Genomic DNA, 22309 nt, shown 5'->3' with positions numbered 1-22309 from the left:
CGCCGAACGTGCATCGCCATCAAAACAGCGTGCCTTCATGATCTACATCATGGAAGCCGCGCGTTGATCAGTCGAGTATCGCCACAACGAAAGGAATCCCCGGATAACCGCGAATGTGTCATCGCGCGCGGCGTGCACGCCGTGCCGCGTCGAACCGGCATCCGGAGAACGACACAAGGGAGACAGCGATGGCGACGATGACGGCGGCAGTGATCCGGGCACCGGGCGGACCGGAAGTGTTGAGACTCGAAGAACGCCGGGTCCCCGTGCCTCAGGTCGGCGAGGTTCTCATACGCGTCAAGGCATTCGGGCTGAACCGTTCCGAACTTTTCACGCGCCGTGGGCTTTCACCGGACGTGAGCTTTCCACGCATTCTGGGAATCGAAGCGGTGGGTGTCGTCGAAGCAGCGCCCGGCGGCGAATTTCAACAGGACGATGTCGTGGCCACGGCGATGGGCGGCATGGGGCGTCAGTTCGACGGCGGGTACGCGGAATACACGTGCGTGCCGGCAAGCCAGATCAAGAAGTTCGACGCGAACCTGCCGTGGGAAACACTCGGCGCGTTGCCCGAGATGCTGCAAACGGCTTGGGGATCGCTGTCGAGAGCGCTCGCGCTGCAACACGGAGACCGCTTGCTGATCCGTGGCGGGACGACGTCCATTGGCCTTGCAGCCGCCGCGCTGGCGAAGCATGCGGGCGCGTACGTGATCTCGACCACGCGCAACGTGTCCAAAGTCGCGTTTCTGCTGGAAAACGGCGCCGACGAAGTCGTGATCGATTCCGGAAGCATCGCCGACGAAGTCAGGGCGCTGCCTGGCGGGGGCGTCGACAAGGCAATCGACCTCGTCGGGGCGACGACCCTGAAGGACTCGCTGCGTTGCGTGCGACCGAACGGAACCGTCTGCATGACGGGCATCGTCGGCAATGCCTGGACGTTCGACGATTTCGATCCGCTGGCAGCCATTCCGAGCACGGTGAAGCTGACCGTCTACGGCGGCGGTTCACAGGAATTCGTCACTACGCCTTTTGCACGCCTGATTCGCATGATCGAGCGAGGCCAGTTGCGCATCAATATCGGCAAGGTGTTCCGTCTGCATGAGATTGTCGAGGCGCATCGCTGTATGGAGCGAAACGAAGCGAATGGCAAGATCGTCGTGTTGACCTGACGTGAGCGCCTTGCACGGGCTAAGGCCGCGAAGCAACCGGCAAGACGCTTTCCGCCGGCGCGGCACCCGTGCCGCTCGTCCACACGCTGACGCCGCGCGGATCGATGGCAAAGCGCGCGGGTCCGCGCTGCGGAACGTGCGCCTGTTCGCCGTCGCAAGCGATATCGAAGCGCATGCCGCCGATATCCGCGACCGCGAACAGATCGCCGTGCCGTAGCTCGACGGAATCGATGGTCCCGGCGTACGCGCCGTCTACCGCGATCGCAATCGAAGACGGCGCGACACGCCACATCACCCGCTGGCCGGCAGGAATGGCGCGGTCCGCCGTGCCGATGGCCAGCCCCGACGCGGTTTCGATCGAACCCGGCACGCGTATCGCGCCTTCGCCGACGTTATGCAAGCCAAGCAGCGCCGCGACCTGCAATGACGCGGGCCGGCGGAATACGTGATCGACTGCGCCTGCCTGCAGCACGCGCCCGCGTTCGATGACGAGCACTTCATCCGCCAGCAGCGCGGCTTCGTCGGGATCGTGTGTGACGAGCACGGTGACGGCCGAAATTTCGCGCTGCAACGCACGCAGTGCCTGTTGCAGCCGGCGACGGCGTGGCGTGTCGAGCGCGGAGAACGGCTCATCGAACAACAGAAGCTGGCTGTGCCGCGAAAGCGCGCGCGCCAGCGCGACGCGCTGCCGCTGACCGAACGACAACTGGCGCGGCAAGCGCTCCATCAGCGCCGACAGCCCAAGGTGCCCGGCCCAGTAACGCGCACTCGCGGCGTCCGAATCGACGGGAAACGACAGCTGCCGCGCCAGCGTCATGTGCGGAAACAGCCCATAGTCCTGCGGCACATAACCGACGTGGCGCTGCTCGGGCGGCAGAGCATCCAGTTGCGTTTCGCCAAGGCGCACGAATCCCGCTTGATTGCCTTCGAGTCCCGCGATCAGCTTCAACGCGAGCGATTTACCCGAACCCGAGGGGCCGATGATCGCAAGCCGCCGCGTCGAAGGCGTCCATTCGATGTCGAGATCGAACGCGCCGAGATGGCGCTTGAGCGCGAACGCAAGACGCGGATTCGGCAGAGCAGGGCGCGCGTCATCCTGCGCGGCCTGGTCCGGCGCATCGCCGTTTTCGGCAATCTCGAACAGGCTCGAACGACCGTCGCGCCACGCCACGGAAAGGGCCGCGCACAACACGGCGATGACGAGCGTCGGCAGCAACAACGGCATCATCGCGGGCAAGCCCTGGCCCCCGAACACGACGTATGTGTACACAGGCAGCGAATACGGATGATAGGCAACCATCACCGTCGCGCCGAATTCGCCGAACGCGCGCAGCCACGCGAGCACCAGACCGGCGCGGATCGACGGCCAGGCGAGGGGCAGCATGACGCGGAAGAATCGGCTCCCCGCGCGGTGTCCCAGCGTCGCCGCGACGTCTTCGTAGACGGGATCGATCGCGGCGAACGCCGAGCGCGCCGCGACGATCAGAAAGGGCGCGGCCACGAACGTCTCGGCGAGCACGATGCCCGCGAACGAATCGGTGAGGGCGCCGTTCGTCAGCCGGCCGAGCCAGCTATACGGCCCGAGCAGAAACAGCAGCAAAATGCCGCTCGTGAGCGGCGGCAGCGCGAGCGGCAACTGCACGACAAAGCCGAGCAACGCCATACCGCGCGACGTCGAGCGCGACAGCCAGTAGCCGAGCGGCACCCCGCCGATCAGGATCACGAGCGCCGCGATGCTCGCGCTGCCCGCCGAGACGGCGACAGCCGACCACGTGCCGCGCCAGTCGACGCCCGTCCAGTCCGCGTGGCCCAACTGCGGAATGCTCGCGATGAACGGCGCGCACAGATAGACGGCGAGCAGGCAGGCGAGCCACAGCAGCGGCCGCGCGGTCTTGCGTGTCATTGCGCGGCGTCGAGCACGGCTTGCACGGACGACGGCACGGCCCGCGCGTTGCCCGTTACGACCGGCTTGACGATATCGACGCCATGCTGCTTCAGCAACGCACGGCCCGACGCGCTCAGCAGAAAGTCGACGAAGCGCGCGGCGCCCGCCTGATTCGGCGCGTCATTGAGGATAGTCAGCGTGTAGCTGGCCTTCGCCTGCAACTCGGGCGCGGGGCGCAGCGCGGGAATCTTGAGATCGGAGGTTTCCGTCGAATAGAAGAACCCTGCGTCGAGCTGACCCGATTGCAGCCGCCCAACCAGCGTCTCTTCGGGCAACACCTGCGCCGGGTTCTCCGGATCGCCGAGCGTCTTCTGGACGAGGTCCGGCTGTTGATAGAGCACAGCCGCCTTCGTCATCATCTGAACCGTGAAAGCGCCCTTCGGATCGAGCCTGGGATCGGTGCGCCCGATGCGGATACCCGGCTCCTGCAACACTGCATCCCAGCGCTTTTTCCTGAAGTCGGCGGCGAAGCGGCTTTGCGGGTTGTAGCCGATCATCAGCGGCGACTCGGCAAAATTCACGTACCACGACAGATGATCGCCGTTCTCCGCCCCCATCAGGCCGTTGTTGACCGTCGGGCTCGCGCTGATGAACACGTCGCCGCGTCGCAGCTTGCCCTTGATCTGATTGGCGATCAGGTTCGAGCCTGCCGCATAGCCCTGAAAATGCAGACCGGTTTCCTTTTCGAAAGCGGGACCGACGCTGCGTTCCATCAGATTCACCAGCGAACCCGCGTACAGCACCTCGACCTTGCCTTCATCGGCGCAAGCGCCGCCCGCGAAAAGAAGACCCGTCAAAACGATTCCCGGCAACAACAGCTTGCGCATCACGATTTCCCCGCTGCGTTATGAACGGTCATATATTACGACGACCGTCATCCACGCTGCAGTTGGGGACAACACGCGACAGCGCATTTGCACGGCACGTGTGCGCAAGCGGCTGTCAATCCGTTGCGCGCGCATCCGTCAACGAGGCACGGTCCCAGCCGCCGCCAAGCGCTTTCAGCAACTGAACGCTCGCGTCGATACGCCGCGCGTCGATCTGCTCGGCCGTGCGCTCGTTGGACAACGCGATGGTCTGCGCCGTGACGACATCGAGGTAATTGACCGCGCCTGCCTGAAAGCGGTTGGTCGTCAGCTTCAGCGAGAGGTCCGCCGCTGTCGTGGCGCGCTGCTGGCTGTCGGCTTCGTTCGCGAGCGTATCGAGCGACGACAGGTTGTCTTCGACCTGCTGGAATGCGACCAGCACCGTTTGGCGGTAATCGGCGACAGCGCCGTCATACTGCGCGTTCGCGCCTTTCAGTGCGGCCGTGCGCCGTCCGCCGTCGAACAGCGTGCCCGCGATCTGCGAGCCGAGCGACCAGAACAGACTCGGCGCGGTGAGCCACGGCGCGAAGAACGTGCTTTCGAGTCCCGCCGTCGCCGACAAGGTCAGATTCGGATAAAAGGCCGCATGCGCTTCGCCGATCTGCGCATTCGCCGCGGCCACGCGGCGCTCGGCGGCGGCGATGTCGGGGCGGCGTTCCAGCAACTGCGAAGGCACGCCTGCCGGAATCTGCGGCAGCGCGATGGTCTCGACCCTCGGCGGCAGCGAGAACGACGAAGCGGGCTGGCCGATCAGCGTCGCGATGGCATGCTGAAGCTGCGTGCGCTGCACGTCGATATCGCTGTCCTGGGTGCGCGTGCTTTCAAGCTGCGTTTGCGCCTGCGCGACGGCCGATGCATCGATTGCGCCGTCGTTCAACTGCTGTTGCAGGATGCGCAGCGCGGCCGCGTAGGCGGTGACGGTATCGTCGAGCAGCTTCTTTTGCCGGTCGAGCGAGCGCAGATCTAAATAGTCGGTGGCGAGATCGGCGGCGACGGCAAGGCGCACCGATTGCAGATCCGCTTCGCTGGCCTGCGCGTTGTCGCGCGCATTGACGGTGGCGTCCTTCACGCGGCCGAACAGATCCGGTTCCCAGCTCGCCGCGAGTCCGACGGAAAAGTCGGGCTGCGTCTTGCCCGCCAGCGATTTATGCTGCACGTTCTGTGACGTGCGATAGCGCTGCGCCGATGCGCCCGCCGTCACGACGGGCGCATAACCGGCGCGCTGATAGTCGACCATCGCGCGCGCCGCTTCCAGTTGCGCGACGGCTTTGCGCACGGTCTGGTTCGACACGTCGACCTGCGCTTCGAGATGGTTTAGCTCGTCGTCGCCATAGAGCGTCCACCATGGGCCGCGCGACTGCGCGTCGGCGGGTGCGGCGAGCGTCCATCCCGCCGACGCCTGCGGCACGCTCGCGAAATGATCGGGCACAGCCGTTTGCGGCGGCGAATAGTGCGGCAGCGTCGAACACGCCGTCAACGCGCTTGCGACGGCGATGACGACCGACTTGCGAACCAGCGACGCACGGAATTTGAACATGATGAGCCTCTTATCGTGCTTAACCGCGCTTCGCCGACGTCGCCGACGCCGCTGGCGCGATGCGCACCGTTTCGCCGTTGCTGATCGCGTCGCCGGGATTGTTGATCACGCGGTCGGTCGAATCGAGCCCCGTTGCAACCTCGACATACGTGCCGAAATCGCGACCGATGGTCACCGTCCTCAGTTGCACCTTGTCGTCCTTGCCGATCACGGCGACGGTCACGCCGTCGGGCCGGAACAGCAGGGCGCTGACGGGCACTTCGAGTGCGGGATGCGCCGCGACCAGCGCGAGATGAACCTGCGCATACGCGCCCGGCAGCAACGCGCCGTCGCGGTTATCGACATCGACTTCGACGCGCAGCGTGCGGCTCACGGGGTCGATCGAATCGGCGCTGCGTGCGACGCTCGCGTCGAACTGACGCCCGGGATATTGCTGCGTCGTCAGATAGACCTTCGTGCCGGGCGCGATGCTCTGCGCGTCGTTCTGCGGCACGTCGACATACACGCGCAAGCGGTCGGTCTGTTCGATATGAAACAGCTCGCCGCCGTTGGCCGCGATGCCGGGCGAGCCGCCCGCCGTCACCAGCGCGCCGACGTCGACCTTGCGCGCGGTAATCACGCCGTTGAACGGCGCCGTCACTTTTTCATACGACACCAGTTCGGAGAGCCGCGCCACGTTCGCTTGCGCCGCTTGCCATGCGGCGAGCTTCGCCGCGCTGTCGCTCGTCTTCGCGTTGGCGTCCTGTTGCGACACCGACTGCGTTTGCAGCATCGTTTGCCAGCGCTGCGCGGTGCTGTCCGCGAAGCTGTAGTTGGCCTTCGCGTTTGCCTCGTCGGCGCGCGCCTGACGCAACTGCGCGTCGAGTTCCGGCGTCTGGATATCGGCGAGTGTCTGGCCCGCCTGGACCTTCGTGCCGATATCCGCATACCAGTGCTGGATGTAGCCGCTCGTGCGCGCGTAGATCGATGCGTCGGCGTACGGCATCACGTTGCCCGGCAACAGCAGTTCCTGCGATGCAGGCGCGCGCGTCGGCGTCAACGCGTCGACGCTCAGATAGCGCTGCGCATCGACCTGCTTTGTCAGCTCGCTGCTGGCATGAAGCCGCGGCACGATGCCGATCGCGAGCAGCGCGGCAGCGATGGCTGCGAGCGCGACAGGCAGCACGAAGCGGCGCTTGTGGGGCAAAGGCGCGCCGTTGGACAGCGCGAGGTCGGTGCGGGCCGATGGCTCGTGACCGGTCGGCAGATTGGGCGTGGTCATGAAAAGTCCTTACTGGGCGTGTGTGGTCACTTCGGCGGAACCGGCTGAATCGGCGGCACGCTGGGCGCGGCGCTTCGCGAGCCACGCATGCACCATGCCGAACACGACGGGCACGAACAACAGCGTCGACACCGTGCCGATCGCGAGACCGCCGATCACCGCGCGGCCGAGCGGGGCGTTCTGCTCGCCGCCGTCACCGAGTCCGAGTGCCATCGGCAGCATGCCGATCAGCATCGCGAGGGCCGTCATCAGCACGGGGCGGAAGCGGTTGAAGCCTGCATCGAGCGCGGCGGCCAGCGGCGCCATGCCGTTGGCGAGCGATTCGCGCGCGGTGTTGATGACGAGAATGCTGTTGGCCGTGGCAATGCCGATGCACAGAATCGTGCCCGTCAACGCGGGGACGCTGAGCGTGGTATGTGTGGCGAACAGCATCCACGCGATGCCCGCCAGCGACCCCGGCAAGCCGCTGATGATGATCAGCGGATCGAGCCACGACTGGAAGTTCACGACCATCAGCAGATAGACGAGCGCGATCGCGAATACGAGACCGGCGCCGAGACCCGCGAACGACTCGTTCATCGACTGCACCTGTCCGCGAATCACGATCGACGAGCCGGGCGGCAACTGCGCACGCGCGGCGTCGACGAGTTTCGTCACGTCGGTTGCGACGCCGCCGAGATCGCGCCCCTGCGTCGACGCGAAAATGTCGAGCACGGGCTGCACGTTGTAGTGCGACACGACGGCCTGCTGCATGGTGCGCGACATCGTGCCGAGCGTGCCGAGCTGATTCTGCGGGTTGACGCTCACCTGGTTCGTCGTCAACGGAATGTTGGCCAGCGTTTGCAGCGAGTGAATGTCGTACTGCGGCACTTCCGCCAGCAACGGATAGCTGACGCCGTTCTTCGGATCGAGCCAGAAATTCGGCGTGGTCTGCGAACTGCCCGACAGCGCGATCAGCATGTTCTGCGCGACATCTTTCTGCGTGAGGCCCGCCTGCATCGCCTTGGTGCGATCGACATTGACGTCGATGGTCGGCTCGTCGCCGGGTTGCTGGATGCGTGCATCGACGAGACCGCGCACGCCGCGCATCTGCGCGAGCAGCTTGTCGGCGACGACGCGGTTCTGATCGAGCTTGTTGCCGACGATCTGCACGTCGATAGGCGCGGGCAGGCCGAAGTTGAGAATCTGGCTGACGATATCGGCGGGCAGGAACGCGAACGTCACGCCCGGAAACGATTGTGCGAGCACGTTGCGCAACTGCGCGACGTATTGTGCAGTCGGCTTGTGATCGGGCTTCAGCGTGATCATGATGTCGGCGTCTTCGGGACCGACCGGGTCCGACGAGTCGTACGTCAGATTGATGCCGCTCACGGGCACGCCGATGTTGTCGAGCACGGCTGCCTGTTCGGTCTTCGGAATCACGCTGCGAATTTTTGCTTCGACTTCATCGGTGATACGTGCGGTCTGCTCGATACGCGTTCCCGTTGGCGCGCGCAGATGCAGGCGGATTTCGCCCGTATCGACGGCGGGGAAGAAGTCGCGTCCCGCGAACGGAATCAGCGCGAGCGACCCGAAGCACAGCGCGAGATACACCGGTATGAAACGGCGGCGATTCGCGATCGCGCCTTGCAGCACGTTGTGATAGCCGTGGCGCAGTGCTTCGAAGCGCTGCTCGAAACGGGCCTGAAAGCGCGCAAAGATCGCGAACGGGCCTTTCGCTGCGTGACCGTTCTTCGAAGGCGCGCGCATCAGATACATCGCGAGCGTCGGAATCAGCGTGCGCGAGAAGAAGTACGACGCGCACATCGCGAACACGACGGCTTCCGCCAGCGGCACGAACAGATAGCGCGCGACGCCCGAAAGCAGAAACATCGGCACGAACACGATGCAAATCGACAGCGTCGAGACGAAAGTCGGCACGGCAATCTCGCCCGAGCCGTTCAGGATAGCGTCGTGCAGCGGCTCGCCGTTTTCGAGGTGATGCGTGATGTTTTCGATCGCCACGGTCGCGTCGTCGACGAGTATGCCGACGGCGAGCGCAAGGCCGCCCAGCGTCATGATGTTGATGGTCTGCCCGAGGGCGGCCAGCGCAACGAGCGAGGTGAGCACGGCGAGCGGAATCGACACTGCGATGATCAGCGTCGCGCGCCAGCTGCCGAGAAACAGCAGGATCATCGCGGCCGTCAGACATGCGGCGATCAGCGCTTCGCGCACCACGCCCGAAATCGCGGACTTCACGAACACCGACTGATCGGAAAGCGGCGTGATCTTCAGCGCGCTCGGCAAGCCGGCGGCGATCTTCGGCAACATCGCCTTCACCTGCTGGATGATGGTGAGCGTCGATGCGCTGCCCGTCTTTTCGATTTGCAGGAGCGCCGCGCGCTTGCCGTCGCTGCGCACGATGTTGGTCTGCGGCGCGTAGCCGTCGATCACATGCGCGACGTCGCGCACATAGACCACGCTGCCGTTGACCGTCTTGATGGGCAGATCGTTGAGCGCGGCGACCGAGTTGGTGCTGCCGTTCATCTCGACGTTGTATTCGCGCGCGCCGATCTTCGCGGTGCCGCCGGGCAGAATCAGGTTTTGCGCGTTGACGGCGTTGACCACGTCGATGGGCGCGAGGCCCTTGGCCTGCAGCGCTTTCGGATCGAGCTGGACCATGATCTGGCGGATCTTGCCGCCGTATGGCAGCGGCACGGCCGCGCCTTGAATGGTCGCGAGCTGTGTGCGGATGAAGCTGTTGCCGAGATCGTAGAGCGTCTGTTCAGGCAGCGTGTTGCTCGACAGGCCCAGTTGCAGCACCGGCACCGTCGATGCGTTGTACGAGATGATGTTCGGCGGCAGTGTGCCTGGCGGCAGCACGCGCAGAATCGACGCGGAATTCGACGCGGCCTCGGCGATCGCGCGGTTGATGTCGGCGCCCGGATGAAAGAACACCTTCACCACCGACACACCGTTCAAAGATTGCGATTCGATATGTTCGATATCGTCGACGTCGGTCGTGAGGGCACGCTCGTAGTTCGAGGTGATCCGGTGCGCCATGTCTTCGGCGGAAAAGCCGTTATACGACCAGACGATGCTGACGACAGGAATATTGATGTTCGGAAAGATATCCGTCGGCGTGCGCAGGATCGCGAGCGGCCCGATGATGAAGAGCAGTACAGCCAGCACGATAAATGTGTAAGGCCGCCGCAGGGCCAGTTTGACGATCCACATGACGTTTCCTTGGACGATGATCTGTCGGTACGCCCGCACGCGGATCACGCGCGGGCAATGCACAAGGTCGCAGTGTGGCGGCGGGGCACTTACTGATCAGTGACTGTGACATTACGAATCCGACATCTAACGCAGAGGATAAATGGCGGCGAAGCATCGCGATTTCGTAAATGACCGATTTGTCATCTGAGAGACAGGGTTAGGTCAGCGGCGCGTGCACACAATGGCATTAACCCTTTGCAACCCGCCTTTGCGCATTCCGCAACGGGCAAAGGGCATTGGGGCCATACCCGCGAGGATGTGGCGCTGGTCGAGGACTCTCTTGCAGGTGAACCATCATGAAAGCACTGATTCAGGCCGTAGTCGTTGCGTGTGCGCTAGCTGCGCCGGCACTTTCCTTCGCTCAGGCCGACCAGGGCCAGGTCACGCGTGCCCAGGTGCGTGAAGACCTGCAACGCGTCGAACAGGCGGGCTACCGCCCGGTGGCCGACGACGCCACTTATCCCGCCGACATCCAGGCAGCCGAAGCGAAAGCCTCGACAGGCGATCAGCCGATGGAACACACGGCCGTGGGCGGCGTCGCGCCGAGCGGCACGATGCAGATGGGCTCGCCTAGAGCGGCGACAACGGACGGGAATCCGCAGCCGGTATTTTTCGGAAATTGAAGTGGAGGCAGCGGGCGCATTGCCCGCTGCCTGCCGCGACGGTCAACGCATCGCGTAGCCGCCTGCCGGAGGCGGCTCGCGATCGTTTGCTTCAAGCAAGGTTTTCCGTCGAGAACGGCATCGCATAGACCCGTTTGCCCGTCGCCGCGAAAATGGCGTTCGCGACAGCGGGGCCCACGGGCGCGACACCCGGTTCGCCGATACCCGTCGGCGCCTGCGTCGATGCGACGATGTGAACTTCGACCTTCGGCATCGCGTCGATGCGCAGCACGCGGTAGCCGTCGAAATTATTCTGCTCGACGCGGCCGTCCTTCAACGTGATCGCGCCATACAGCGCTGCGCCCAGCCCGAAGCCGATACCGCCTTCGATCTGCGCCGCGATCACGTCCGGGTTGATCGCCGTGCCGCAGTCGACCGCACACACCACACGGTCGACCTTGACCTTGCCGTCTTTATCCACGGACACCTCGGCGACCTGCGCGACCAAGGTCTTGAACGCTTCCGCGACGGCAATGCCGCGTCCCTTGCCGGGCGGCAGCGGCGCGCTGCTCCAGCCCGCTTTCTGCGCCGCGAGGTCGAGCACGGCCCGCATGCGCGGCTCGTGTTCGAGCAGATCGCGCCGGAACGTGTAAGGGTCTTTGCCCGCCGCGTGCGCCGCTTCGTCGATGAACGCTTCGACCGCGAACGCCGTGTGCGAGCTGCCGACCACCCGCCACCACAGCACGGGCACGCCCGTCTGCATCGTCGACAGTTGGACCGAGATGTTCGGGATGGCGTACGCAATGTTCGCGGCGCCTTCCACCGAGGTCCCGTCGATCCCGTTCTTGATCAGCCCGGCGAACGGCGTGCCCGCGACGATCGACTGCCCGACGATCCGATGCTGCCAGCCGACCAGCTTGCCGTCGCGCGTCAGTCCCGCTTCGAGCTTGTGGAAATACATCGGGCGGTAGAGGCCGCCGTGGATGTCGTCCTCGCGCGTCCATTGCAGCTTGACGGGCGTGCCGTTCGCGCCGAGCGCCTTCGCGATCGACACGGCTTCGACGATATAGTCCGAGCCGGGATTCGCGCGCCGGCCGAAGCTGCCGCCCGCATACAGCGTGTGGATGCTGACCTGCTGCGGCTGCAGGCCCGCGACGCGCGCGGCATTGGCCTGATCGATGGTCTGGAACTGATCGCCCGCCCAGATTTCGCAACTGTTGGCCGTCAGCTTGATGACGGCGTCGAGCGGCTCCATCGGCGCATGTGCGAGGTACGGAAACTCGTAGCTCGCGGACAGCTTGCGCGCCGCGCCCTGGATCGCCTTCGACGCATCGCCTTCGGTGCGCGCGGGCAGGCCGGGCTGCTCGGCGGCCTTGCGGTACTCGGCCATGATGTCCGCCGAGCTGCGCTTTTCCGCGTGCGTCTCGTCCCATTCCACTTTCAGCGCGTCGCGGCCCTGCTTCGCGGCCCAGAAGCTCTTTGCCACGACAGCGACGCCGCGCGGCACCTGCACTACGTTGACGACGCCCGGCACGGCCTTCGCCGCCGATGCGTCGAACGAGCGCACCGTCGCGCCGAACAGCGGCGGACGCTGCATCACGGCGACGAGCATGCCGGGCAGCGTCACGTCGAGCGTGAACTGAGCGGTGCCGTCGGTTTTGGGCGGCACGTCGACACGCGGTGCCTGGCTGCCGATCAGCCTGAAGTTCTTCGGGTCCTTCAGCGCCACGTTTTCCGGCACGGGCAATGCGGCAGCCGCCGATGACAGCGAACCGTACGTCGCATGCTTGCCGCTCGCGTCGTGATAAACGACGCCGCGCTCCGTGCGTAGTTCCGATGCGGGCACTTTCCACTGCTGCGCGGCCGCCGTGACCAGCATCACGCGCGCGGTCGCGCCCGCTTCGCGCAACTGCGTCCACGAGTTGGCCATCGCCGAGCTGCCGCCCGTGCCCTGGATCGTGCCGAACGCGAGATTCGCGTAGCGCTTCGCATCGGCGGGTGCGCTTTCGACGCGCACGCGCGACCAGTCCGCGTCGAGCTCTTCCGCGACGATCGTCGCGATGCCCGTGTACGCGCCCTGGCCCATTTCGACATGCTTCGCGATTACGGTCACGCTGTCGTCGGCGCCGACGCGCAGGAACGCGTTCGGCGCGAAGGCGGCGCCAGGCGGCTGGGCGGCGATGGCGCGCCGCGACGTGCCCGCCCATTCGAAGCCGATGGTGAGCGCGAGGGCCGCCGCCGTCCCCGCGCCTTTCAGGAAGGTGCGCCGCGACGGGCGCTGAACGTCAACGATATCGGTCGTCATCGATTACGCTCCCATCGAATCGGCGGCGTCGTGAATCGCCGCGCGAATGCGCGTGTAGGTCGCACAGCGGCAGATGTTGCCGCTCATCGCCGCGTCGATATCGGCGTCGGACGGCTTGGCGTTTTGCGCGAGCAGCGCGGCGGCCGACATGATCTGCCCGGACTGACAGTAGCCGCACTGCGGCACTTGCAGCTTTACCCAGGCGGCCTGCACGGCCTTGGCCGGCTTGCCCTGCAAGCCTTCGATCGTCGTGATGTGACGGCCTTCGACAGCCGCGAGGGGCGTGATGCAGGAGCGGATGGGCTGGCCTTCGAGATGAACGGTGCACGCGCCGCATTGCGCCATGCCGCAGCCGAACTTCGTTCCATGCAGACCGGCGACCTCGCGGATGGCCCAGAGCAGCGGCATGTTGGGATCGGCATCCAGCGTCGTGGACTTGCCGTTGAGAATCAAAGTGGTGGACATCGATGACTCCGAGTAGGTTCGGGTTCTGGTTTTACACGGTTGCCCGCGTTCGCGCTTGCGGCATGCGCAGCGATGACGAAGTAATGCGAACGTGTCGGAGTGTGGCTCAAAGCGGCCGTTTCTGCTGTTCGAAAACTCCGGAAGTCTTGCCTAATCCTGTGGGCATCGCCGGGTCGTCGAAGCGCCCGTGTCGGCCGCCCGGAGGCGGGCGGCGTATATTCGTCTCTGGCGCAAACAGTTTCCGCACGACGGCCGCGATCAGGAGACAGCGATGAACAATCGATGGTGGAAATGCCCGGCTGCAGCGTTCTGGCCTGGCGTGTTCGCGTCTGCGTTTGCGTTTGCGTTCGTGTTCGCGTTCGCGTCCGTCGCGCTCGCGCAGCAAGGCGGCGCGCCGGGCGCCCCGGCGCCCGTCGTCTACGTGTCGGACTTCGAACTCGATGCCGCCGACATCACACCCGACCAGAGCCGCCTGAGCCGCGCGCGACGCCTCGCGGGCAGCCTGTCGCCGCTGCATCTGTCGGAGCAGGACCCGCAGAAGAAAGCGCAGGAACTGGTCGCGAAGATGTCGGAAACGCTCGTCGCCGATTTGCAGCGCGACGGCATCGACGCACGCCGTCTTCCCGGCGACGCGCCGCTTCCCGCGCAGGGTTGGCTGGTGCGCGGCGTATTCGTGAGCGTGGACGAAGGCAATCGCGTGCGGCGCGCCGTCGTGGGCTTCGGCGCGGGACAGGGCAAGATCGAACTGGCGGTCGCCATCGATCCCTTGCCCAATGAATCGCCCGCGCCGCTCTATCAAACAGTCGAAGGGCAGGCGGACGGGCACGTTCCCGGCGCGATCGTCAAGCTCAATCCGTATGCAGCGGCCGCACGCTACGTGATGGCGGGCCACGACCAGCAGGCCGATATCAAACAGGTTGCCGGGCAGGTAGCGGATGCCGTGCAGGCGCGCATGAAGCCGCGCGCCGCAGCCGCGCCGCAGCAATGAGGCGCGCCCCGGCGGCGCGCCTCAGCTGCTTGCCGGGCTGACTTCGACGCGCGGCCAGACGAGCGCTTCGAACTGATCGGGCGGAACCGGCGGCGAGTACAGGAAGCCTTGCGCGAAATCGCAGCCGACGGTCATCAGGAAATCGCGCTGCTCGACGGTTTCCACGCCTTCGGCAATGACCTTCAGCCCGAGCTTGTGCGCCAGCACGACCATCGCCTCGCAGAGCGCCTGATTGTCCGCGTCGAAGCCGAGGTTCTGCACGAAGGACCGGTCGATCTTCAGAAAGTCGATCTCGAAGCGCTTCAGATACGCCAGCGATGAATAACCCGTGCCGAAGTCGTCGATCGAAATGCGGATGCCTGCATTGCGGAACGTCATCAGCCTTTCGTCGATTTTCAGGTCGGCGTGCATCAGCAGCCCTTCGGTGATCTCGACGGCAACGCTCTGTCCCGGCATGCCTTCGCGATGCAGATACTCGGACCATTGCGAGCACACCAGGTTGTCCTGGCGAATCTGCACCGGCGACACGTTGACGCTGATCTGAAACGGCGAATGGAAGCGGTTGCGCCAATGCTTGGCCTGCTGCACGGCCTGCCTGAACACCCAATCGCCGATCGGCACGATGAGGCCCGTGTCTTCGGCCAATGGAATGAAGTCCAGCGGGCTGATCATGCCGCGCTCGGGATGCAGCCAGCGGACCAGCGCTTCGGCCTTGTAGATGTCGCCTGTGGTCAGATCGACGATCGGCTGGTAGTAGAGCCGGAACTGATCGCCCGGCAATGCGGCGCGCAGATCGCTGGTCAGCCGCAGGCGTCTCTCCGCTGCGATCTGCAAATCCTGCGTGAAATAGCTGAGGCAGTTGCGGCCCGCGTTCTTGGCCGCGTACATCGCCTGATCGGCGTTCTTGAAGAGGACGTCGAGTTCGCTCGCGTCGTCCGGATACAGCGTGACGCCGATGCTCGCCGAAATGAACGCCTCGTCCGGGCCGAGCGTGAACGGTTCGGACAGTGTGTCGATGATGGTCCGCGCGATCCGCTCGATGCTGCCGACGTGATCGAGATTCGGCAGGATCACGGTGAACTCGTCGCCGCCCAGACGCGCGACGGTATCCGCTTCGCGCACGCACGACCTGATTCGACGCGCGGCTTCGATCAGCAGCGTGTCGCCCGTATCGTGTCCCAGAGAATCGTTGACTTCCTTGAACCGGTCCAGATCGATCAGCATCAAGGCCATCCGGTGCCCCGAGCGCTGCGCGATCTTCGCTTCCTGCTCCAGACGGTTCTGGAACATCTGGCGGTTCGGCAGTTGCGTCAGCGTGTCGAAGTTGGCCTGCTTCCAGATGGCGGCTTCGAACGCCATCCGGTCCGACAGGTCGCGGCCCACGGCGAGCACCGAATTGACCTTGCCCGACGGATCGATCTCCGGCGTGAGGCGAATGTGCGAGCACTGTTGCTGTCCGTCCTTGCTGACCCAGCGCAGCTCGAATTGCCCGCTTTTTCCCGTCGAAATCGCTTCGCTGATCTTTCGCTCGTAGATCAGCGCGTTCGATCCGCCGGGTATTTCCGAAGGCCGCTTGCCGAGCGCTTCGTCAAGCGTGCGTCCCGCCGACGTGCAAAAAGCGGGGTTCGCATAGGTGCGGCGCAGATCGCGGTCGTAGCGCGTGATCGTGTCTGGCGAATTCTCGATCAGCGTGCGCGACTCCAGCTCCCGGCTGACCAGCTCCGCCGTGCGTGCGACCACGGTCTGCTCCAGCGACGCGTTGATCTCGTTGATCTTCTGGATCTTCTGCCGGATCGCCCCGCGCATTCGTTCGAAGCGCTGCGCGAGCCGGCCCAGTTCGTCCTGTCCGCCGGCATCGACGTGATCTTCGGCAAGCGCCTGCTCTTCGGCGCCCGCATCGCTGCCCGTGTCGTGCATTTTCCGCACGAGATCCTTCAGCGGCGACGATATGCTGTGCGAGATGAACCAGGCGAAGAAGATCGACAGCAGAAAGCCCGAAATGCCGACCAGCACGATCTGGTTGCGCACGGATTGCGCCTCGGCCGTCAGCTTCTTCTCCGGAATCGTGCTGACGACGAACCATGTCGTGCCGGGAATGCGCGTGTAGGCCGCGAAATAGCCCGCGTGATTCTTGCCTTCGAAACTGACGAAGCCGTTCGGCTGGCCGAGCATCTCGGTGTTATGCGCGATTCCGTCGATCAGGCCGGGTTCGGCCGTCGCGTCCGCGCTGGCGGGCATGTCGTCGGCGCGCACGATCAGCTTGTTGTTGCTGCTGTCGAGCACGTAGATTTGCGTTCCCGTGCCTAACGCGACATCGTTGAAGATCGTCGAGAAATGCTCGGGGCGAATCACCAGCACCAGATAGCCGAGACGCCGGTTGTTGCTCTTGCCGATAACGGCGCGCACCATCCCGAGGTTCAGCTGTCCGACGCCGTTGTCGTAACTGCCCCAGTACGGGCGTCCGTTGCGATCGGGTGCCTGCTTGACGAAACGCATCACGCCGCGCGTCAGCTGGGCGAATGCCTGCGTGTCCATCACCCGGTGGTGCGTGTCGAGCAGATACTTCTCGTTGATGAAATCGACGGAGCCGTAGTGATCGAGCAATAGACGCGTCATGTCGAGGCGCGCCTCGTTCTGTTCCTTCGCGTTGCCGTTCGCGACCTTCATCAGCGCGGACTGAACCTGATCGGAAAGCACGAGGAGGCTGCTTTCCGTTTCGATCTGCTCCATGCGCAGCACGACGTTCCGCGAGACCTGCTTGACGACCTCTTTCGAGAATATCTCGGCCTTCTCCTTGATGGCCGCCGTCGACTCCGCATACGATATGTAGCCCGAAATGAGCACGGGCAACAGCGATAGCAGGATAAACGCGGTGATCAGCCGGTAACGTATTTCGACACGGCGCAGCAGATCCTGCGACAGGTATTCAAGCACGCGCTGCAGTGACCCGATGATCGTGCTCATTTGTAATGCATCTTGGCTTCATTCTTGACGGACGCGTCCAGCAGCTGGGCTGCCTGCCTGGGCGTGATTCTGTTCAGCAGGACATCCTGCATCAAGCGGTGCAAGCGCTCGATGGAGTTGGACGGAAGCACCGAGTAGTACGGACTTGCGGTGACGGGATAGCGGCTGACTTCGTTCGTGTACTCGACTATCGTCGGATCTCCCGCCATCGCGCCCGCGCTCTGTTTGAACGGCGAGATGTTCTGGCGCTTCGCCTGGACAATGGCGAAACCCTTTGCGGCGATGAACTCGAGAAAGCGCATGGCGGCAACCTTGTTCGGCGTTTCGCACACGGCAAAGCCTGTTTCGCTGCCGACAATCGGCACGACCCGCTTGCCGGGCGCATTCCATGGCGGAATGAAGACGCCTGTCGGGAAGGGATTGCCGTGCAGCAACAGGCCGGCTGCCCAGCTGCCGTGAATCGCCATCGCGACCTTGCCTTCCTTGAACAGGCGGATGCCGCCGTCGTAGTCCGTCGCCATGAATCCGTCCTGCACGTAGCCGCGTTCCGGCAGCAGCGCCATTTTGGCAAAGATATCGGCGACGGCAGGCGTGTTCAGATTCAGCGTGCCATCGTCGATTTTCTTCTTCCACGCGGGGTCGCGCGCCACCACGTTGTTCGCGAAGCCGGAGCTGAAGGGACCATTGCCCAGCATGTTGGGAAAGCCGCCGTTCCACATGACAGGCGTGAAACCCGCGCGCTTGAGCTGCTCGCAAACCGCGAGGAACTCGCGAAAGTTGGTCGGCAGTGTCCTGATTCCCGCCTTCGCGAACATCTCTTCGTTGTAGTACATCAGCACCGTTGCGACACCGCCGGAAATGCCGAATGCTTTCGACTGGCGGCTCGTCCAGTCGCCCTTCAACGGGGCCATCATGTTGCTCCACGCTGCCGTCTGGCTGACGTCGGCGAGGATGTGCTGGTCTGCCAGTTCAGCCGAGTACGCATTCGGGTTCACACTGACGAGATCCGGCAGATTGCCCGACGCGATTCGCGGCTTGATGTTCGCCTCGACCGAATTGCCGACCATGAACTGCACGTTCACGCCGATGTCCGGATTTTCCTTGCTGAACTCGGCGGCGATCTGGAGCATCTGTTCCGGCCAGTCAGGCGCCCAGATCAGCGCGGTAATGATCGTCTTCGCCGGCGCGGACGCGCCCGGCGAAGCAGAATCCTTCTGGTGACAACCGTACAACGACAAAAAAATCAGAGTCACCAGGCCAGATAGCAGGGAGGCAAGCGCAAGTCGTCGCACGTGAGAATCGCTTTCAGTTTCGGAGTGGATCGGCGGCACCTAGTCGCGAGCGGTCGCTTGTCGGAGGCAACGCCGTCGCAACCTGCTTCGCGAGAAAACCGGCCGCGTCGCCATGAACGCTTGCGCGTGCGCTTCGCAGCGAACGCCAGCGCGAGCGCGAGCGGCCCTTCGGATCGAAGAGCAGGGCTGTTTGAGCGAGGGAATGAACGAGGCGGCGAACGGCAAACGATTGCCGTGAATCAAGGGCCCGTTTTCATGACGTGACGTTGCGGTCGAAACCTGTAAAGAGACGCTTGCGGCGAGTGCGACACGCATATCGGGCCCTGACGGCGGCTAGGAAATCGGGCGAGGCGGTACCTCAATTGCATATCGGCAAGTCAGGTCATTACTTGAGCCGACCGCGCGCCGGTGCCGCATGCGCGTGCCGCGTCTAGCCTCGGGCGTGGCGGGATGAGATTTCCTGCAGGTCGAGATCGTGTTCGATCGCGTGCAGCAGATCGTCGTGAATCAGACCGCTCCGATGCAGGCGCAACAGTTCAGCGCGGCCTGCGGCGATCGCGGCGAGGATGACGTCGTAGTGCGCTCTGCGCGCCTCCAGCGGAAAGCTCGGCGCGTGCTGGAACTCCTCGGTCAAACGCGCGCGATAGCTGTACTGTTCGAGCAGTCGCGGATGCAGCACGCTGCCGTCCGGCGCGTAGACGAGCGGCTTGATCGCATCCAGTTGCGCCGCCTCCAGCCGCGCCCAGGCCTGCATCTCGTTCAGATGGGCCGATGTGTGTGCATCGCTGGCGGGATTGACGAGCCGGATCAGGAGTCCGATCGTCGTGCCTTGCAGCAGCACCGTAAACAGGATGACGACGAACGCGGAGAACAGAATCAGATCGCGGCCCGGCATTGTTTCAGGCAGCGAAAGAGCGATCGCCAGCGTTACGACGCCGCGCATGCCCGCCCAGCTCACCACGGCAGCGGAGCGCCAGTCGGCAGGCGGTGCCGCGCGGCGCGACAGGCGGTGCAGTATTGCGTTGACCAATTCGAGCGCGAAGGTCCACACGCAGCGCGAAACGACGACCGTGATCACGGCTGCCATCGCGGCGGGGCCGAGCGCCGCGAGCGCATTGTCGATGCCGCCGAGCCGCTGCATCACCCCGCGCAGCGACAGTCCGATCAGCACGAACACGAGCGCCTCGAACACGAACACGACGACTTGCCAGAACGCCGTGCCGCGCGTTCGCACGGTGGCGGAAAAGACTTCGTGCTGATGCCAGCCGAGCAGCATGCCGCAGGTCACAGTCGAAATGACGCTCGATACACCGAGTAATTCGCCCGCGATGTAGCTGATCCACGCGGAGATCACCGAGGTCGTGATGACCAGATAGTCGTCGTCGAGCAGACGCAGCAGACACACGACGCCATAGCCGACCACGCATCCGACCACCACGCCGCCCACCGCCAGCCCCGCGAAGCTCAGCACGGCATGCGACGCGCTGAATGCGCCCGTCAGCGCGGCGGCGACGGCGAAGCGGAACAGCACGAGGCCGGCGGCGTCGTTGAGCAGGCTCTCGCCTTCGAGCAGCACCATCAGGCGGCGCGGCAGCGAGAGCCGTTCGAGCACCGCTTTCGCCGCGACCGCGTCGGGCGGCGAGACGACGGCGCCGAGCGCGAAACAGGCCGCCCACGGTAGCGTTGGCACGACGATGTGCACGACGACGCCGACTATCCACGTCGTGAACGCGACCGCGCCGATCGCGAACAGCAGAATCGGCTTCAGATGCCGCTTGAAGTCGGTCCAGACGAAGAAGTACGCGCCATTCATCAGCAAGGGCGGGAGGAACACGATCAGCACGAGGTCGGGGTCGAGCACGACGGGCGGCAGGCCGGGCATGAACGCCATCGCGGCGCCGCCGACCAGCAACGCGGCTGCGGGCGGCAGCCGCAGACGCTTCGCGAGCAGTTCGAGCGCGATGATCGCAATCAGCGAGAGCAGAACCAGCTTGAATGCCGACACAGCCGACATGACTTCTCCTGTTGAGCGTTTGTGGCGGGACGTTAGAGTGGTTAAAGCGCGAACATCCGGTAGTCGAGCGGCGACATATCGAATGCGCGGCGGAACGCGCGATTGAAATCGGACGCGCTGTTGAACCCGAGTCCATACGCGATTTCGACGACCGCCTTGTTCGGATAGCGGCGCAGTTCGTCCGCTGCCTGGCTCAGCCGCCGGTTGCGAATATACGTTGCGAGCCCGCCCTCGCTCTCGAACAGACGGTAGAGCGTCGGGCGCGATAGCTGCGACGCGAGCAGCACGCTTTCGGGTGAGAGATCGGGTTCGTGCAGATTCGCTTCGATGTAGCGCCGGAGGGTGCCGAACACGGCGGCGCGCGCGGCCGCGCGTGCACCGCCCGTGCGGCCCGACCGCTTGCCGAAGGCGGCCGCGATCAACATCGTGCAGGTTTTCAGTGCATCGTGGAAACCGGCAGGATCCGCCGATTGGGCGGTTTGGGACAGCGCGGCGAGATAGCCCGGAATCAGGCGCGCGAGCGGCGAGTCGTACTCGACCACATTGCCGTGAATCGACTCAGGTTCGGGTAGCACCGATTCGAGCATGTCGCGCGGCAGGAAGATCGCCAGCAAGCGGCAGTCGGTGCGTTCCATGCGCATGGGTTGGCCCATGTCCAGCGCGAGAATGCCGGGCCTGAGCTGCGTGGCAACGTGCTTCGGATACAAGCCCGTCTTCGTCTCGATCTGGCCGTCGACGAGCACATGGAATACGAACTGGCGCACGTTGTCCGTGGAGATTCGCGCGGCCGTGCGGGTTTGCAGGACGGCGTCGGTGCGGCAGTCCATGAAGGCGAGATCCGCGACGCGATAACTGTCGATGCTCCCTTGAAAGCCGCTTTCCCGCTGACTCCTTGCAACGGGCACATCCAGGATATGACCGATGCGATGCCGCCACGCGAGCAATTGCTGCTGCGGCGACTCGCTGGCGGTGCTGAAGTAGTCGTGAGCCCACGGGAGCCGGGGCGGGCCGTCGGTCGGATGCTCGATCTTCAAGGCTGTGGATGAACCTGAATGAGGTGATTCCGATTGCAGGAAGACTGCCTGGACCGCACTCGATCATAGTGTCGATGCCGGACGAAATTCTACCTGAGGCCGAAGCTACATTACGATCTTGTAATGAGACACAAGTCTCACTAAAATGAATTGACGAGCGGTGCGAACGTAATCGCGAGGAGCCAATCATGACGCTGACGCCTGTGCAGATGGACGGGAAGATCGAAGAGCATTTCGGTTTCGAGAGACGCGACGACGTCGAAGGCGTGCTCGCCACGCTCGCGCCGGACGTCGAGCATGACGTGGTCGGATGGCCTGCGGGACCGGTGCGTGGGCGCGACGAAGTGCGGCCGTTCTACGAGGCGCTATTCGCGGATCTGTCGGAGAGCCGGGTGGAGTGTTTGCGGCGTCTGCACGGAGACGGTTTTGTCGTCGATGAATCGCTGTGGCGCGGCAAGGCGCCGGGGCGGCCATTCGGACTCGAAGGGCGCGGGCGTCCGCTGGAATTCCGCATGCTGCATGTGCTCGAGTTCGCGGAAAGCGGGCAGATCGCGCGCGAGAACGTATGGGTCGATCTCGCGGCGATCATCCGGCAGTTGCCGCAATCCTGAT

Annotated in this window: 15 protein-coding genes; 4 read left to right on the top strand and 11 right to left on the bottom strand. The window is 64.4% G+C overall.

What is annotated here, in order from left to right; all coding sequences use genetic code 11:
- Window positions 1–188 precede the first annotated feature (188 nt).
- Window positions 189–1166 (top strand): zinc-binding alcohol dehydrogenase family protein, encoded by a 978-nt coding sequence (locus C2L66_RS38610; protein ID WP_082670571.1) that lies wholly within the window; start codon window positions 189–191, stop codon window positions 1164–1166.
- Window positions 1167–1185: 19 nt separating this feature from the next.
- Here the strand turns inward: C2L66_RS38610 and C2L66_RS38605 are convergent, their stop codons facing one another.
- The 5 genes from C2L66_RS38605 to C2L66_RS38585 form a co-directional block, all read right to left on the bottom strand.
- Window positions 1186–3069 (bottom strand): ABC transporter ATP-binding protein/permease, encoded by a 1884-nt coding sequence (locus C2L66_RS38605; RefSeq protein ID WP_060609549.1) that lies wholly within the window; start codon window positions 3067–3069, stop codon window positions 1186–1188.
- Entirely contained in the window at window positions 3066–3938 is an 873-nt protein-coding gene (locus C2L66_RS38600; RefSeq protein WP_060609546.1) for an extracellular solute-binding protein, read from the bottom strand. Before C2L66_RS38600 ends, C2L66_RS38605 begins: the two co-directional genes overlap by 4 nt.
- A 115-nt stretch (window positions 3939–4053) precedes the next feature.
- Window positions 4054–5514 (bottom strand): efflux transporter outer membrane subunit, encoded by a 1461-nt coding sequence (locus tag C2L66_RS38595; protein WP_060609545.1) that lies wholly within the window; start codon window positions 5512–5514, stop codon window positions 4054–4056.
- Window positions 5515–5533: 19 nt separating this feature from the next.
- Complete coding sequence (locus C2L66_RS38590; protein ID WP_060609542.1) at window positions 5534–6775, bottom strand: efflux RND transporter periplasmic adaptor subunit; 1242 nt, start codon at window positions 6773–6775, stop codon at window positions 5534–5536.
- A 9-nt stretch (window positions 6776–6784) separates the two neighbouring features.
- A complete protein-coding gene (locus C2L66_RS38585; protein ID WP_054931350.1) occupies window positions 6785–9991 on the bottom strand; it encodes an efflux RND transporter permease subunit in 3207 nt (1068 codons plus the stop codon).
- Between the two features lie 338 nt (window positions 9992–10329).
- Here C2L66_RS38585 and C2L66_RS38580 point away from each other — a divergent pair, with 338 nt between their 5' ends.
- On the top strand, window positions 10330–10656 hold the full coding sequence (locus tag C2L66_RS38580) for a DUF4148 domain-containing protein (protein WP_054931349.1): 327 nt from the start codon (window positions 10330–10332) through the stop codon (window positions 10654–10656).
- A gap of 91 nt (window positions 10657–10747) precedes the next feature.
- Here C2L66_RS38580 and C2L66_RS38575 read toward each other — a convergent pair whose 3' ends face one another.
- Together C2L66_RS38575 and C2L66_RS38570 are read right to left on the bottom strand one after the other, a co-directional pair.
- The gene (locus C2L66_RS38575; RefSeq protein WP_060609539.1) at window positions 10748–12940 is read right to left on the bottom strand and encodes a xanthine dehydrogenase family protein molybdopterin-binding subunit; all 2193 of its coding nucleotides are present in this window, start codon (window positions 12938–12940) and stop codon (window positions 10748–10750) included.
- Between the two features lie 3 nt (window positions 12941–12943).
- The gene (locus C2L66_RS38570) at window positions 12944–13405 is read right to left on the bottom strand and encodes a (2Fe-2S)-binding protein (protein ID WP_054931347.1); all 462 of its coding nucleotides are present in this window, start codon (window positions 13403–13405) and stop codon (window positions 12944–12946) included.
- 271 nt (window positions 13406–13676) lie between these two features.
- Here C2L66_RS38570 and C2L66_RS38565 point away from each other — a divergent pair, with 271 nt between their 5' ends.
- The gene (locus tag C2L66_RS38565) at window positions 13677–14393 is read left to right on the top strand and encodes a DUF4410 domain-containing protein (RefSeq protein WP_060610637.1); all 717 of its coding nucleotides are present in this window, start codon (window positions 13677–13679) and stop codon (window positions 14391–14393) included.
- Between the two features lie 21 nt (window positions 14394–14414).
- Here C2L66_RS38565 and C2L66_RS38560 read toward each other — a convergent pair whose 3' ends face one another.
- The 4 genes from C2L66_RS38560 to C2L66_RS38540 all read right to left on the bottom strand — a co-directional run bounded on the left by C2L66_RS38560 (window position 14415) and on the right by C2L66_RS38540 (window position 21697).
- Window positions 14415–17357: a bifunctional diguanylate cyclase/phosphodiesterase gene (locus tag C2L66_RS38560; protein ID WP_060609537.1), complete on the bottom strand. Its 2943-nt coding sequence runs from the start codon at window positions 17355–17357 to the stop codon at window positions 14415–14417.
- Window positions 17354–18610 (bottom strand): ABC transporter substrate-binding protein, encoded by a 1257-nt coding sequence (locus C2L66_RS38555; protein ID WP_082670527.1) that lies wholly within the window; start codon window positions 18608–18610, stop codon window positions 17354–17356. Before C2L66_RS38555 ends, C2L66_RS38560 begins: the two co-directional genes overlap by 4 nt.
- 469 nt (window positions 18611–19079) lie before the next feature.
- The gene (locus tag C2L66_RS38545) at window positions 19080–20663 is read right to left on the bottom strand and encodes a Na+/H+ antiporter (protein ID WP_060609529.1); all 1584 of its coding nucleotides are present in this window, start codon (window positions 20661–20663) and stop codon (window positions 19080–19082) included.
- Window positions 20664–20704: 41 nt separating this feature from the next.
- The gene (locus C2L66_RS38540; protein WP_060609526.1) at window positions 20705–21697 is read right to left on the bottom strand and encodes a helix-turn-helix domain-containing protein; all 993 of its coding nucleotides are present in this window, start codon (window positions 21695–21697) and stop codon (window positions 20705–20707) included.
- Between the two features lie 188 nt (window positions 21698–21885).
- Between C2L66_RS38540 and C2L66_RS38535 the strand changes: the two genes are divergently transcribed.
- A complete protein-coding gene (locus C2L66_RS38535) occupies window positions 21886–22308 on the top strand; it encodes an ester cyclase (RefSeq protein WP_054931342.1) in 423 nt (140 codons plus the stop codon).
- The last annotated feature ends 1 nt before the right edge of the window (window position 22309 follow it).

This window comes from Paraburkholderia caribensis (assembly GCF_002902945.1).
In the GTDB taxonomy this organism is placed as follows: domain Bacteria; phylum Pseudomonadota; class Gammaproteobacteria; order Burkholderiales; family Burkholderiaceae; genus Paraburkholderia; species Paraburkholderia caribensis.
Note: the sequence above shows the minus strand (reverse complement) of the source record. Positions and strands in the feature narration are given on the sequence as shown.

What these genes read in the sequence shown, in the direction of transcription:
- C2L66_RS38610 (WP_082670571.1), top strand. Translation starts at nt 189, where the DNA reads ATGGCGACGATGACGGCGGCAGTGATCCGGGCACCGGGCGGACCGGAA.
- C2L66_RS38605 (WP_060609549.1), bottom strand. Translation starts at nt 3,069, where the DNA reads ATGACACGCAAGACCGCGCGGCCGCTGCTGTGGCTCGCCTGCCTGCTC.
- C2L66_RS38600 (WP_060609546.1), bottom strand. Translation starts at nt 3,938, where the DNA reads ATGCGCAAGCTGTTGTTGCCGGGAATCGTTTTGACGGGTCTTCTTTTC.
- C2L66_RS38595 (WP_060609545.1), bottom strand. Translation starts at nt 5,514, where the DNA reads ATGTTCAAATTCCGTGCGTCGCTGGTTCGCAAGTCGGTCGTCATCGCC.
- C2L66_RS38590 (WP_060609542.1), bottom strand. Translation starts at nt 6,775, where the DNA reads ATGACCACGCCCAATCTGCCGACCGGTCACGAGCCATCGGCCCGCACC.
- C2L66_RS38585 (WP_054931350.1), bottom strand. Translation starts at nt 9,991, where the DNA reads ATGTGGATCGTCAAACTGGCCCTGCGGCGGCCTTACACATTTATCGTG.
- C2L66_RS38580 (WP_054931349.1), top strand. Translation starts at nt 10,330, where the DNA reads ATGAAAGCACTGATTCAGGCCGTAGTCGTTGCGTGTGCGCTAGCTGCG.
- C2L66_RS38575 (WP_060609539.1), bottom strand. Translation starts at nt 12,940, where the DNA reads ATGACGACCGATATCGTTGACGTTCAGCGCCCGTCGCGGCGCACCTTC.
- C2L66_RS38570 (WP_054931347.1), bottom strand. Translation starts at nt 13,405, where the DNA reads ATGTCCACCACTTTGATTCTCAACGGCAAGTCCACGACGCTGGATGCC.
- C2L66_RS38565 (WP_060610637.1), top strand. Translation starts at nt 13,677, where the DNA reads ATGAACAATCGATGGTGGAAATGCCCGGCTGCAGCGTTCTGGCCTGGC.
- C2L66_RS38560 (WP_060609537.1), bottom strand. Translation starts at nt 17,357, where the DNA reads ATGAGCACGATCATCGGGTCACTGCAGCGCGTGCTTGAATACCTGTCG.
- C2L66_RS38545 (WP_060609529.1), bottom strand. Translation starts at nt 20,663, where the DNA reads ATGTCGGCTGTGTCGGCATTCAAGCTGGTTCTGCTCTCGCTGATTGCG.
- C2L66_RS38535 (WP_054931342.1), top strand. Translation starts at nt 21,886, where the DNA reads ATGACGCTGACGCCTGTGCAGATGGACGGGAAGATCGAAGAGCATTTC.